The sequence below is a fragment of the Gordonia sp. YC-XJ4 genome (assembly GCF_059511865.1).
The window spans coordinates 5,058,447-5,071,716 of record NZ_CM183447.1 but is presented as its reverse complement, the minus strand read 5'-3'; the positions used below and the strand labels follow the sequence as shown (position 1 = coordinate 5,071,716).

11 protein-coding genes are annotated in these 13,270 nt (G+C 68.6%); 4 read left to right on the top strand and 7 right to left on the bottom strand.

All coding sequences use genetic code 11. The features are described from left to right. Positions 1–83: 83 nt before the first annotated feature. A complete protein-coding gene (locus AC5ZH6_RS22520) occupies positions 84–2,198 on the bottom strand; it encodes a RecQ family ATP-dependent DNA helicase (protein ID WP_265077008.1) in 2,115 nt (704 codons plus the stop codon). A gap of 146 nt (positions 2,199–2,344) precedes the next feature. Here AC5ZH6_RS22520 and AC5ZH6_RS22515 point away from each other — a divergent pair, with 146 nt between their 5' ends. From AC5ZH6_RS22515 to purD, 4 genes are all read left to right on the top strand, one after another. After that, positions 2,345–3,619, top strand: coding sequence for a bifunctional glycosyltransferase family 2/GtrA family protein (locus tag AC5ZH6_RS22515; protein WP_014361470.1), 1,275 nt, complete (start codon positions 2,345–2,347; stop codon positions 3,617–3,619). A gap of 67 nt (positions 3,620–3,686) precedes the next feature. Further along, positions 3,687–5,861: an ArnT family glycosyltransferase gene (locus AC5ZH6_RS22510; protein ID WP_265077007.1), complete on the top strand. Its 2,175-nt coding sequence runs from the start codon at positions 3,687–3,689 to the stop codon at positions 5,859–5,861. 50 nt (positions 5,862–5,911) lie between these two features. Continuing rightward, on the top strand, positions 5,912–7,159 hold the full coding sequence (locus AC5ZH6_RS22505; RefSeq protein ID WP_370530224.1) for a low temperature requirement protein A: 1,248 nt from the start codon (positions 5,912–5,914) through the stop codon (positions 7,157–7,159). Between the two features lie 61 nt (positions 7,160–7,220). Continuing rightward, the gene (gene purD / locus AC5ZH6_RS22500; protein ID WP_265077006.1) at positions 7,221–8,474 is read left to right on the top strand and encodes a phosphoribosylamine--glycine ligase; all 1,254 of its coding nucleotides are present in this window, start codon (positions 7,221–7,223) and stop codon (positions 8,472–8,474) included. Between the two features lie 59 nt (positions 8,475–8,533). Here purD and AC5ZH6_RS22495 read toward each other — a convergent pair whose 3' ends face one another. From AC5ZH6_RS22495 to AC5ZH6_RS22470, 6 genes are all read right to left on the bottom strand, one after another. Then, on the bottom strand, positions 8,534–9,463 hold the full coding sequence (locus AC5ZH6_RS22495) for an alpha/beta hydrolase (RefSeq protein ID WP_265077005.1): 930 nt from the start codon (positions 9,461–9,463) through the stop codon (positions 8,534–8,536). A gap of 31 nt (positions 9,464–9,494) precedes the next feature. After that, entirely contained in the window at positions 9,495–9,650 is a 156-nt protein-coding gene (locus AC5ZH6_RS22490; protein WP_496167844.1) for a DUF8730 family Cys-rich protein, read from the bottom strand. After that, the gene (locus AC5ZH6_RS22485) at positions 9,650–10,276 is read right to left on the bottom strand and encodes a mycothiol-dependent nitroreductase Rv2466c family protein (RefSeq protein WP_265077004.1); all 627 of its coding nucleotides are present in this window, start codon (positions 10,274–10,276) and stop codon (positions 9,650–9,652) included. Before AC5ZH6_RS22485 ends, AC5ZH6_RS22490 begins: the two co-directional genes overlap by 1 nt. Next, complete coding sequence (locus AC5ZH6_RS22480) at positions 10,273–10,686, bottom strand: DUF302 domain-containing protein (protein WP_265077003.1); 414 nt, start codon at positions 10,684–10,686, stop codon at positions 10,273–10,275. The genes AC5ZH6_RS22485 and AC5ZH6_RS22480 overlap by 4 nt, the downstream gene beginning before the upstream one ends. Positions 10,687–10,733: 47 nt before the next feature. Continuing rightward, positions 10,734–11,000, bottom strand: coding sequence for a metal-sensitive transcriptional regulator (locus AC5ZH6_RS22475; RefSeq protein WP_006369694.1), 267 nt, complete (start codon positions 10,998–11,000; stop codon positions 10,734–10,736). A gap of 68 nt (positions 11,001–11,068) precedes the next feature. Beyond that, positions 11,069–13,159: an MMPL family transporter gene (locus tag AC5ZH6_RS22470; protein WP_496169262.1), complete on the bottom strand. Its 2,091-nt coding sequence runs from the start codon at positions 13,157–13,159 to the stop codon at positions 11,069–11,071. Positions 13,160–13,270 lie beyond the last annotated feature (111 nt).

Here is a 13,270-nt window from a genome sequence, read left to right as displayed (position 1 = left end):
ATGACGTTTCACCCGGATTCCGGAGGAAACGTCATACTGATCAATCGGCTCCGCGCAGGGTCTCGAGGCGCGGTGCCGCCCGCTCACACCGTCCGATGGATCAGCAGGGGCAGCACCGCGGTCGCGCCCGCATCGCGTAAAGCGCTCGCGGCCAATGTGATCGGCCAACCCGACCGGGACTCGTCGACGACCAGCAGCACCGCCCGGCCCTCCACCCCGGCCGGCGGCTCGCCGAGCCGGGCCTGCCAGAACGCGGCCTCGGCGGCACCGGGCGCATCCCGGGGTGGGCCGTCGCCCATCTGTACGGGCATCGCCACCCCCTCGCGTTTGCCGACCGAGCACAGGTGCGCGGCGAGATCGGTGGCCAGGGTGGTGCCGGTCAGACGCAGCGAACAGATGAGATCCGGCCGGATACCGGACTCGCGGCCCCACGCCGACAGCGTCGCCACCGCCGCATCACCGAGGTCGGCGAGCGCCTGCGCATCGTGATCGCGTGCGGCGGCAAGCAACTCCGACCACTCCGGTGCGTCGGCGTGCGCGAGTACCCGACCGGGTTCGGCCAGACGCGCGGCGGGAATCCGGCCGCGCCCGACCTCACCGCCAGGCCACATCTTGCGGGGCTCGAGGACCTGCGCGGCCCGCCGTAGCGAGACCGTCACCGAGCGCACCACCGCCGGGTCGACGGCGTCGTCGAGTGGCTCGGTGAGATGGCCGAGACATACCGAACAACGGCCGCACGCCCCGGCATCCGGGTCGTCGAGCGACTCGGTGAGCAACTGCATCAGGCAGCGGCGTGAGGAGATGTAGTCGCGCATGATGTCGGCCTCGCGGCGGCGCACCGCGAGCACGCCGTCGTAGTGTGCGGCGTCGAAGGACCACGGCCGGCCGGTCGCCGACCAGCCGTCGGAGCCGCGTTCAGTGGCGCCGTCGACGGCGAGTTGCTTGAGCATCAACTCGATTCGGCCCCGCCGCACACCCGTCTGCGCCTCGAGTGCGACGACGCTCAGCGGCTCGTCGGCCTCGCCGAGCGCGTCGAGGACCACCTGCATGCGCTTGGGGTCGGGGATGGTCGCGGTGGCGAAATGCTCCCAGATCGCGTCGTCGGTGGCCGAGGCGAGCAGCATCACCACGGCTTCGTCGAGCGCACGCCCGGCGCGACCGACCTGCTGGTAATAGGAGACCGGTGAGGGCGGCGATCCCACGTGCACCACGAAACCGAGGTCGGGTTTGTCGTAACCCATGCCCAGCGCCGAGGTGGCCACGAGTGCCTTGACGTCGTTGCGCAGCAACGCATCCTCGAGCTGGTGGCGTCGATCGGCATCGAGCTGCCCGGTGTAGGCGGCGACCGGGAGGTCGTCACCATGGACCGCTCGGATCGCGCCGACAAGCCGGTCGGCGTCGGCGACGGTGAGGACGTAGACGATCCCCGACCCCGGCAACTCCGGGAGATGCTGCGCCACCCACGCGTACCGCTGGATGGGGGAGAGGCCGTCGATCACGTTCAGGTGCAGCGACTTTCGCGCCAGCGAACCGCGCAGCACCAGGGTCTGTGTACCGGCGCCGCCGCCTGCGCTCAACTGTGCCGCGACGTCGGCGGTGACCCGCTCGTTGGCGGTGGCCGTGGTCGCCAGCACCGGCGTGTCCGGGTTGAGCGTCCGCAGGACATCGGCGACGCGCCGATAGTCCGGCCGGAAATCGTGCCCCCAGTCCGAGATCGCATGTGCCTCGTCGATGACGAGCAGACCGAGCCGCCCGGCCATCGCGTCGAGCACGCGACGCCCGAACCCCGGATTGGCCAGCCGCTCCGGCGACACCAACAGCACATCGAGATCGTCGGCGCGCAATGACGCCTCGATCTCGTTCCACTCGGACACATTCGACGAGTTCAGCGTCGCTGCGCGCAGGCCGGCCCGCTCGGCCGCCGACACCTGATCGCGCATCAACGACAACAGCGGTGACACGATCAGCGTCGCGCCGTGCCGACGCTGCCGCAGAATGGCCGTCGCCGCCCAGTACACGGCGGACTTGCCCCATCCGGTGGCCTGCACGACCAGCACCCGCGCGGCCGCAACCGTGGTCAGCCCCGCGATCGCCTCGAGCTGATCATCGCGCAGCGCGGCATCCGGCCCGGCGAGGCTGGTGATGACCGCTTGCGCGGCCGCGAGATCCGGTGAGTTCAGCGTCTGGGTGCCCGACATGCGCCCAATCTATCGTCCTGCGCCGACAGCGCCCTGACCTGCGCAGATCCGGCATCGCGGGCGCGGTGCGCAGGGGGTGTCAGCTCACAGGTAACTGGCAGGTCGAGCGCAGAGTGGGGTCAGCCGGGGCCGCGAAGCTTATGGGCATGACGACAGAAGCGATCCCGCAGGCCGCCGCCCCGATCATGGTGGTCGCCGACAGCTCCGCCGCTGCCCCCGTCCTCGACATCGTCGTTCCCGTGTACAACGAGGAGAACGACATCGCCCGATGCCTGCAGCGACTGCACGAACATCTCCGTACCAACGTGCCGTTCTCGGCGCGAATCACCGTCGCCGACAACGCGAGCACCGACTCCACGGTCGCCATCGCCGCGGGCATCGCCGACGAGCTCGACGGCATCCGCGTCGCCCATCTCGATGAGAAGGGACGCGGCCGCGCGCTCAAGGCCGTGTGGTCCCGCAGCGACGCCCAGATCGTCGCCTACTGCGACGTCGATCTGTCCACCGACCTCAACGCGCTGATGCCGCTGATCGCCCCGCTGATCTCGGGCCACTCCGACGTCGCGATCGGCACGCGGTTGTCGAAGGATTCGCGGGTGGTGCGTGGGCCGAAGCGCGAGTTCATCTCCCGCTCGTACAACCTGATCCTGCGAACCACGATGCGCGCCAAGTTCTCCGACGCCCAGTGCGGTTTCAAGGCGATGCGCACCGACATCGGCCGTCAGGTGCTGCCCTACATCGAGGACACCGGGTGGTTCTTCGACACCGAGCTTCTCGTCATCGCCGAACGCATCGGGTTGCGGATCGCCGAGGTACCGGTCGACTGGGTCGACGACCCCAACAGCACCGTCGACATCGTTTCCACCGCCGTCGAGGACCTCAAGGGTTGCGCACGGGTCGGCTACGCGATCACCTCCGGCAAACTGCCGATCGCCGACCTGCGCGCCACCGTCGGCCGCGAACGCGCACCCGGACCGGCGATCGCGGGCGTGCCGCCCGGCATGGTCGGCCAACTCGTGCGGTTCTGCGTCGTCGGCGTCATCTGCACGATCGCCTACGCCGTCCTCTACCTGCTGTTGCACTCCTTCCTGGGCGCGCAGGTGTCCAACTTCGTGGCGCTGGCGGTCACCGCTGTCCTCAACACCGCGGCCAACCGTCGTTTCAGCTTCGGTGTGCAGGGGCGCGAGGACGCGGTCAAGCATCAGTTCTTCGGTTTCGGGGTGTTCCTGTTCGGGTGGGCGGTGACCGCGCTGTCGCTGTTCGGTCTCGATCACTTCGCCCCCGGCGCGGGCAAGCACGTCGAGTTGCTGGTGCTCGTGATCGCCAACCTGGTGGCCACCGCCACCCGATTCGTCGGACTACGGTGGGTGTTCCGCTCGCATCTGCAGCGTCGCCCGGCCGCCGGGTCCGCGCAGCCCTGACGCCGGCGAGCAACCGACAGATCCGCGCATCAGAACTCCCCCGCTCAGCGGGCCGGTGAAAGAGACCATGAGCGAACGCGACAAATCCTCGATCCCCGAGAATTCGCCCCCGACCAGTACCACCTCCCCTGTTGCGGCCCCGGATGAGAACTCCCGGGGCCGCAGCCCTGTCTCGGTACCCGCCGATCCGCCGGCGGTGTGGAAATGGTCGACGCTGGCCGCGCTGATCGCGGTGACCGCGATCATCGACCTCTGGCACCTGTCGCTCAACGGGTGGGCCAACTCCTTCTACTCGGCGGCCATCCAGGCCGGCTCGCAATCACCGAAGGCGTGGTTCTTCGGCTCGTCGGACATGGCGAACTCCATCACCGTCGACAAACCTCCTGCCTCGCTGTGGATTCCGGCGATCTCGGTGCGCATCTTCGGGCTCAACTCGTGGGCGATCCTGGTGCCCAACGCGTTGATGGGTGTGGCGTCGGTGGCGCTGCTGTACTGGATCACCCGCCGCTACCTCGGGCACTGGGCGGGCATCCTCGCCGGCGGCGTGCTGGCGCTGACGCCGGTCGCGGCGATGATGTTCCGCTTCAACAACCCCGAGGCACTGCTCATCCTGCTGATGATCGCCGCGGTCTGGGCGTGTCTGCGCGCGGTCGAGGATGGCCGGCTGCGGTGGATGATCCTGGTCGGCGTCTTCGTCGGATTCGGTTTCCTCACCAAGCAGCTCCAGGTGATGCTGATCGTGCCGCCGCTGGCCCTGACCTACCTCGCATTCGGGCCCCACGGGTGGGTCAAACGTGTCGGACATCTGGTGGCCGCGCTGGCCGCACTCGTCGTCAGCGCGGGCTGGTGGATTCTGACCGTCGAGCTGTGGCCGGCGTCGTCGCGGCCCTGGATCGGCGGTTCGCAGAACAACTCGATCCTCGAACTCACGTTGGGCTACAACGGTTTCGGCAGGCTCTCCGGCGACGAGACCGGCAGCGTCATGCCCGGCGGCGGACGCGGATACGACCGCGGCGCCTTTGGTGGCATGGGCTTTCCCGGAGACTTCGGCGGACCCGGTGGACCCGGCGGTCGCGGCGGCATGTGGGGCGAAACCGGGATCTGGCGGATGTTCCAGCCCGCCCAGGGCGGCCAGATCGCCTGGCTCATCCCGAGCGCGCTGATCCTGGGTGTCGGTGCGCTGGTGATCCTCGGCCGCTACCGCAGCGCCGCGCGCACCGACCTGCGTCGCGCCTACCTCTCGGTGTGGGGGCTGTGGCTGGTCATCACGATGGCGGTCTTCAGCTTCATGGCGGGCATCTTCCACAGCTACTACACCGCAGCGCTCGCGCCCGCGGTGGCGGCGGTTCTCGCCGGCGGTGCGGCCGTGGCCTGGCGGGCGCGCGAGCGGCTGTGGGTGCGCATACTGCTCGCCGTCGCCGTGTGGTTCGGCGCGATCTGGGCGTTCGTGTTGCTCGGGCGCTCACCGGATTTCGTGCCGTGGCTGCGCTGGATCGTTCTGTTCGTCGGAGTGGTCGGCGGTGCGGTGATGCTCCTCGCGCATCGTGTCTACCTCTCGGCGCTGGCCCTGGTGCTGGCCCTCGTCGCGGGCCTGGCCGGTCCGCTGGCGTACACGATCGACACCATCACCACCGCGAAGCAGGGCTCCATCATCAGCGCGGGACCGCGCGTCGAGGGCGACGGACCCGGTGGATTCGGCGGTCCCGGACGCGGCAACCGTCGCTGGCAGATGCCCGGCGGTATGGGTCGGATACCCGGAATGGGACAGGGGCAGATGCCCGGCGGTATGGGACGGTTCCCCGGTATGGGTCAGATGCCCGGCGGATTCGGCGGGCGCACCGGCGCCTACGGCGCAATGGGTGGCATGGGCGGTCCGGCCGGCGGGTTGCTGATGGGCTCGACGCCCAGCGCCGAGATGGTTGCGACGCTGCGCAAGAATGCCGACGATTTCACCTGGGTCGCCGCAGCCATCGGGTCCAACACGGCGTCGGGATATCAACTCGAGTCGGGCTACTCGGTGATGCCGATCGGCGGCTTCAACGGCACCGACCCGTCGCCGACGCTCGCCCAGTTCCAGAAGCTGGTGGAGCAGAAGAAGATCCACTACTTCATCGGTGGCGGCATGATGATGGGCGGGCGGTCCGATGGCCCGTCGGCCCAGATCACCGAGTGGGTGGAGGGTCATTTCGCGAAGTTGACGATCGACAATGTCACCTTGTATGACCTGACGTCACCGACCTGATCCGTTAGGGTGCCCTGGTGACTTCACGGATCGGGCATCGGCTCGCACGGATGACCGGCCGCGATCCGCACCAACCGGGGCGGGCCGCGACCAGTCTGGAACTGTTCTACGACCTCGTCTTCGTGGTGGTGTTCTCCGTCGCGGGCACCCAGATGGCGCACTACCTGGCCGAGGGTCATTATCGGACCGCGGTGTTCGGCTACGTGCTGTGTACCTTCGCCGCGATCTGGGCGTGGATCAACTTCAGTTGGTTCGCCTCGGCCTTCGACACCGACGATTGGTTCTTCCGTGGTGTCGTGCTGATCCAGATGATCGGTGTGGCCATCCTGGCCCTGGGTGTTGCACCGGTGTTCAGCTCGATCGAACACCACGAACACGTCGACATCCGGGTCCTCGTCATCGGCTACGTGGTGATGCGTGTCGGGCTGCTCACGCAATGGATCCGGGCGGGTCTGCAGAGCGCGGAGTACCGCAAGACCTGCTTCACCTACGCCGCAGCGGTCCTCGTCGCGCAGGTGGCGTGGGTGATCGTCGCGGTCGTCGACCTCGCGCTGTGGCCCACCATCATCGCGATCGCCGTCTGCGCGCTCATCGAACTCGTGGGTCCGATCGTCGCCGAGAACTTCGTCAAACCCACACCCTGGCATCCGCACCACATCGCCGAGCGGTACTCGCTGCTGACGATCATCACCCTCGGCGAGGGCGTGGTCGGCACCGTTGCGGTGATGCAGGCGGCCGTCGAAGCACAGGGGTGGTCGGTGCAAACCGCGGTCTTCGGGGTCGCCGCGATCGTCGTCACCTTCGCCATGTGGTGGATCTACTTCGTCATCCCGGTCGGCGACCGGTTGCACGCGCGCCCCGACAAGTGCTTCCCCTGGGGCTACGGGCACATCATCATCTTCATGGCGGCCGCGGCCACCGGCGCGGGTCTGGAGGTCGCCGCGCTGTGGACCGAACACGAGGCGACGATCAGCCCGGGCGTGGTCGTCGCGACCGTGGCGGTGCCGCTGGGCATCTACTGCCTCAGCATGCTGACCATGTACGACTACCTGTTGCCGTTCGATCCGGTGACGCTGCTGTGCGGGGCGGGCACGATCGCCTTCCTCGTCGGCGGGGTCTGGGCCGCCGACGCGGGGTTGTCACTGTCGGCGGCGGTGGTGGTGGTGGCGTGTGCGCCGCTGTTCATCGTGGTGGTCGACGAGATCTTCGGGACGACGCGACGCGCCAATACCCTCGGCGGGCCCGAGGCGGCGCCCACCCGGAATCCGGACTGCCCGATCGATCTCACCGGTCGGTGACGGCCGGTGGCCGAGAATCCCGCGCGGACCGGCCGGGTCCCGACGAATTAGAGTCATGTACGTGCGCGTACTCGTGATCGGCTCGGGCGGCCGCGAACATGCCCTGCTCCTCGGTCTCGCCGACGACCCGTCGGTCACCGAACTCCACGTCGCGCCCGGCAATGCCGGCACGGCGGCGATCGCCACCAACCACGGCGTCGACGTGGCCTCGGCCGACGAGGTGGTCGCCCTGGCGCGGACCGTCGCCGCCAACCTGGTGGTCATCGGCCCCGAGGTGCCGCTGGTGCTCGGCGTCGCGGACGCCTTGCGCGCGGCGGGTTTTGCGACATTCGGCCCCGGCGCCGACGCCGCCCGGATCGAGGGGTCCAAGGCATTCGCCAAAGACGTGATGGCCGCGGCCGGGGTGCGCACGGCCCACGCCGAGGTCGTCGACAACCCGGCGAACCTCGACGCCGCGCTCGATCGCTTCGGGCCGACCTGGGTGGTCAAGGACGACGGACTGGCCGCCGGCAAGGGCGTCGTGGTGACCACCGACCGGGCCGCGGCGCGCGACCATGCCGCCGAATGCCTGGAAAGCGGTCACCCGGTGCTCCTGGAGAGCTTCCTGGACGGCCCCGAGGTTTCGCTGTTCTGCCTGGTCGACGGCGAGACCGTGGTGCCACTGATCCCCGCCCAGGACCACAAGCGCGTCGGCGACGGCGACGCCGGCCCCAACACCGGTGGCATGGGCGCCTATACGCCGTTGCCGTGGTTGCCCGAAGAGGTCACCGCCCGAATCGTCACCGAGGTCGTCGAGCCCGTCGCCGCCGAGATGGTGCGGCGGGGTTGCCCGTTCAGCGGGCTGCTGTACGCGGGGCTCGCGATCGGCGAGCAGGGGCCCGCGGTGGTCGAATTCAACTGCCGCTTCGGTGACCCGGAGACCCAGGCGGTCCTCGCCCTGCTGAAATCCCCTCTGGGACAAGCGCTCAACGCGACAGCGACCGGCACTCTGGCCGACCTGCCGCCGCTCGAATGGGCCGACGGTGCCGCCGTGGTGGTGGTGATCGCCGCCGAGAACTATCCGGCGAGCCCGCGAACCGGTGACGTGATCACCGGCGCCGAGGGACCCGGTGTGCTGCACGCGGGTACCAAACGCGACGCGGAGGGCAACATCGTCTCCGCGGGTGGACGAGTCCTCGGAATCGTCGGCGTGGGCGAGGATCTCGCAGCGGCACGCGCGCAGGCCTACGAGCGGGTCGCCGGTGTCAAACTCCCCGGCTCGCATCATCGCACCGACATCGGCCTGGCCGCACTGGAAGGCCGGATCTCCCTGTAGCCCGTCTTCCTGTTACCCCATCCTCCGGTAGCTGTTGTCCGCCAATGGTTTTTGAGGGGTCACGCCTGCAGGCTGCGGCCGAGGAACTCGATTTGCTCGGGTAGGACGCCGCGCCAGTAGCGGTTGTCGTGGCCACCGGGACCGCTGGTGAACGCGGCGGGCGGATGCAATCCGGCCGCCCACTGACGCGTGTAGGTGAAGAACTGATCGCTGGAGCCGACCGCGATCATCAGCGGGATCCGACGGAACGCGTCCTGCTGACCGAACAGTGAATTCTGTTGGTAATCGGCATAATCGTCGAAGGCGCGCGGCGGGAAGGTGCGTGGATCGGCCCACAGTGCCGGTGAGCTGACCGCGATCGCCGCGACCCGAGGGGCGCCCAGGGTCGCACCGATCCGCAGCGCCCCGTAGCCGCCCATCGACCAGCCGTAGAGGCCGATGCGGTCGGTGGATACGTCGAGATCCGGGTGGGCGGAGAGCATCGGGATGAACTCATCGATCACCATGGCCGCGCCGTCGGTGCCGTCGGCGCGGCGATGCCAGTAGTTACGCGCACCGTCGACCGCCGCGATGGCGAACGGCGCGTTACCGGCGTCGACGTAGGCCTGTAGTGCGGTGTGCATCGCCAGTGGCGAGGTGAAGATCGTCATCTCGTCCGTGCGCAACGCGTGCAGCACCACGACCACCGGCAGCGTTCCGCTCACGCCCGCCGGACGCGCCACCGCCCAACCGGTGTCGCGGCCGAGCATGTGAGACGAGGTGAAGGTGCCGGTGACCAGGGCCGGGCCGGCGCCGACCGACGGCGTCGAGGGGATCGTCGAGGATGGCGACGGCAACAGATCGTCCGCCGGTGGGAGTGCGGCGCGGTTGTTCTCCAGCGCCACGGTGTCGTCGGCGCACGCCGCGAGCCCGATGGCGAGTGCGCCGAGTCCGCCGCCGAGCACGCCACGCCGGGACAGGCGGGTCGGGGTGGATCGGTCACGGCGCATCGCCGACAACGATAGTGGGGCCGGGACCCGCTCAGCGCCGGCGGCGCAGCAATCCCCGACGCGGGGCGTCGGGATGACCGGGACACCAATGCGCCGCGGGCACCGAGGCCTTCACCTGCGCGACATGGCGGCCGCATCCCGACCAGGTGGTCTTGCCGCAGTCGCGGCATCGGACGGCGTGACACATCAGGCGACCTCCGCCACATCGGGTGGTCCGGACCGGGGGCGCTCGACCTGCGCGAACGCCGCCGTTCCGGCGAGGGTGGTGAGTGCGTCGAACAGCCGATCGGCCTCGTCGCGGCCGGGAATCCCGGTGAGCACGGGACCGAAATAGGCGCGTCCGTCGAAGACGGTGATCGGACTGCCGCCGGTGCCGCCGAGCGCATCCTGACTGACCCGGTGGGCGCGGCGGACTGCATCGTCCAAGGAGGAATCATCCATCACGGCAACGAGATCGGCGGGCAGTGCGCACTCCCGGAGTGCCTCGCTCACCAGGCTCGCCGACAGCGCGCGCCCCTCGCTGTGGAGTCGACGACCGAGTGCGAAGTACAACTCGCGCATCGCCTCGTCTCCGGCGGCGGCCAGAAGCCGGCCGGTCCGGCGTGAGACGATCATCCGCTCGGCGTGGGCGCCGCCGACCTCGCGGTCCTCGTTGAGGACGGCCAGGCTCATCGGCCGCCAGGTGGCGGGTACGCCCCGGCGCTCGGCCACGCCGGCCAACCACCGGGATGCGGCCCAGGCGAACGGGCAAGCCGGATCGACGTAGATCTCGACGTCGCCGACATCGGGAACGGTTGTGGGCGAGGCGTTCATGAGGCCACCGCGCTGTTCAGTGCATCGATGGCCGCGCGCAGTTTCGTGGTGGCGGTCGCGGCGACGTCGGGGAGCCCGGGGGCGTCCGCGACGGCGACCATCAGGTCGGGATTCATCGCCTCGACGATGATCGAACCCGCGCGCGAGGTGTCCTCGCGGACCACCACATTGCACGGCAGCAGCAGACCGATCTGCCGGTCGACGCCGAGTGCGGCGTGGGCGAGCGGCGGATTGCAGGCGCCGAGAATCAGGTAACGTTCCATGTCCTCGCCGAGTTTGGCCTTCAGCGTCGCGGTCACGTCGATCTCGGTGAGCACGCCGAAACCCTGTTCCGACAGTGCTTCTCGGGTGCGCGTCACCGCCTCGTCGAAGCTCGTGTCGGGCAGTGTGGTGGCGATGGCCAGATCCATCGGGATTCCTTTCTCTCGTCCTCGCACTCGTGTGACCCGACTCGTGGTCAGGCGAGTGCGAGGAACAGCTTTTCCAGTTGATCGGTGGTCATGGGTTCGCCGGTGGGTTCGTCGCCGGCGATACATTCACGCAGGCCGGTGGCGACGATCTTGAAACCCGCCCGGTCGAGTGCCTTGGACACCGCGGCGAGCTGCGTGACCACGTCCTTGCAGTCGCGACCCTGTTCGATCATCGCGATGACACCGGCGAGTTGGCCGTGTGCCCTGCGGAGTCGGTTGAGTACGACCGCGATTGCTTCTTCGTCGCCGACCATGTGGGTTCCCTTCGCTGTGGATGTGCCGACACCCATGATACCCCTCGGGGTATACCTCGGAGGAGGTGTCAATGGCCGAACGAGATCGTCGGCAGCAGCCGATCGAGCCATCGGGGCGTCCACCAGGCCCCATGACCGGTGATCCGCAGGAGCACCGGAAGCAGCACGAGGCGGATCAGTGTGGCATCGAGCAGGACCGCGACGCCCAGGATGATGCCCATCTCCTTGGGTGGGAGTGGTTGGGCCAGTGCGAAGGTGAAGAACACCGCCACCATCACCGCGGCGGCCGCGAAGATGATGCGACCGGAGTAGGCGAGTCCGTCGACCTGCGCGGTCCGCGGATCACCCGTGCGCTCGTAGTGCTCCTTGGCGGTCGCCAAAAGGAAGACGGTGTAGTCCATCGCGATCGCGAAGATCATCGCGAAGAAGAACACCGGACCCCAGCCGTCGAGGAAGCCCTGCGGGGTGAAGCCGAGCAGACCCGAACCGTGCCCGTCCTGGAAGATCAGCGTGGCGACACCGAAGGCCGCGCCCGTCGACAGCAAGCTGACCAGGGTTCCCAGCAACGCGATCACCGGGGCTCGCAATGCGACCAGCAGAAGCAGGAAGCCCAGTGACAGGATGACGGCAACGATCACCGGGAACCACGTGTTCAGCGCGTCCTGTAGATCGAGGTTCTCCGCCGCGACGCCACCGACGAGGGCGCTCGCAGGAACCCGGTCACGCAGATCGGTGAGTATGCCGGCCATTTCCGGCGCGGACGGATCGACCGACGGAATCGCTTGCAGCATCGAATATCCCGAGTTGTCCGGTGCGGCCTGGGCCGGCGTGACCATGGCGATACCGGGCGTCTGTGCGGCTGCGGTGGCCGTTGCCGGAGCGTCCGGGGTGGCAACGATGATCTGCAGTGCACCGGGGGCGCCGGGACCCATGTTGTCGGCGACGATCTGATAGCCCTGGCGGACCGGCGCGTCGTCGGGAACGACGGTGATCGACGGCATTGCGACCTTCAATCCCAGCACCGGCAGCGCCAACAGGATCAGGATGGCGAGCGAGACGACGGCGAACGGCCACGGGTGACGATGCAGCAGCTCTCCCCAGCGCCCGAAACGGTGCGACCGGTGCTCCTGCTTCTTCGCCCACGGCAGCGAGCCGGCATTGACCTTGCTGCCCAGGGCCGACAACACTGACGGCAGCAGGGTCATGGTGGCCGCGAGGACGAAGACGACGGCGAGCATGATCCCGACGGCCATCGTGCGCACCGCGGGTGCCGGGACCATCAGCACCGCGGACAAACTTACCAGCACCGTCAGACCCGAGAGCAGCACTGCCTTGCCCGCGGTCTCCATGGTCTCGGCAACCGCTTGTTCGGGTGTCTCGCGTAGCGCGATCGCCGCGCGAAAGCGCGACACCATGAACAGTGCATAGTCGATACCGAGCGCCAGGGCGAACATCATCGCGAAGTTCATGGCCCACACCGAGATCGGGGTGAGCGTGTTCAGCAGCACCAGGCCACCGGCCGAGGCGACGAGTCCGGCGATGGTCAACAGCAGGGGAAGCCCCGCGGCCATGAGCGAACCGAACGCGATCACCATGATCGCCAGCGTGATCGGCCAGGAGAACATCTCGGCCTTGATCATCGCCTCGTGATTGGCCTTGTTGAAGTCGCTCCACAGCGCCGAGGCCCCCGTCGGATACACCTGGATCCCGTTGCCCGACAGTCCGGTCAGTGCGGCCTTGTGATCATCGACCGCCTTGACCATCGCGTCGGTGTCGGCAGCGGCGCCGATGATGACGATCGCGGTGTGGCCGTCGCGGCTGACGGTCATTCCCGGTGTCGGGGCGATGACCGGACCGAACCGCGGGTCGCTGCGCGCGATCCCGGTGATCTCGGCGATCACGTGCCCGACCGCCGGGTCGGTGACCTGGTGGTCGTCGGAGTGGATCACCACCTGGACCGCAGCCGACGAGTTGCCGCCGAAGTGTTGTTGTGCGAGCTCGCGGACCTGCACCGACTCCGATCCGTTGGCCTGCCATCCGGCGCCGGCCAGGGAACCGAACGCACTCGGCGCCGCCGTACCGAGGCCGATGACGAGCAGGAACCAGATGCCGAACACCCACCGGCGGTGCGTCGCGGTCCAGACCCCGAGGTGTCCCATCGGGCCGGGCCGGGTGTCGTCTGCCGCCGCGGGTGCAGGGTCGTCGGCAACGGTGGTGGAGTGGTCGGTCGAGTCCACGGAGAATTCTCCCTCGCATCGTCAGATACCCCT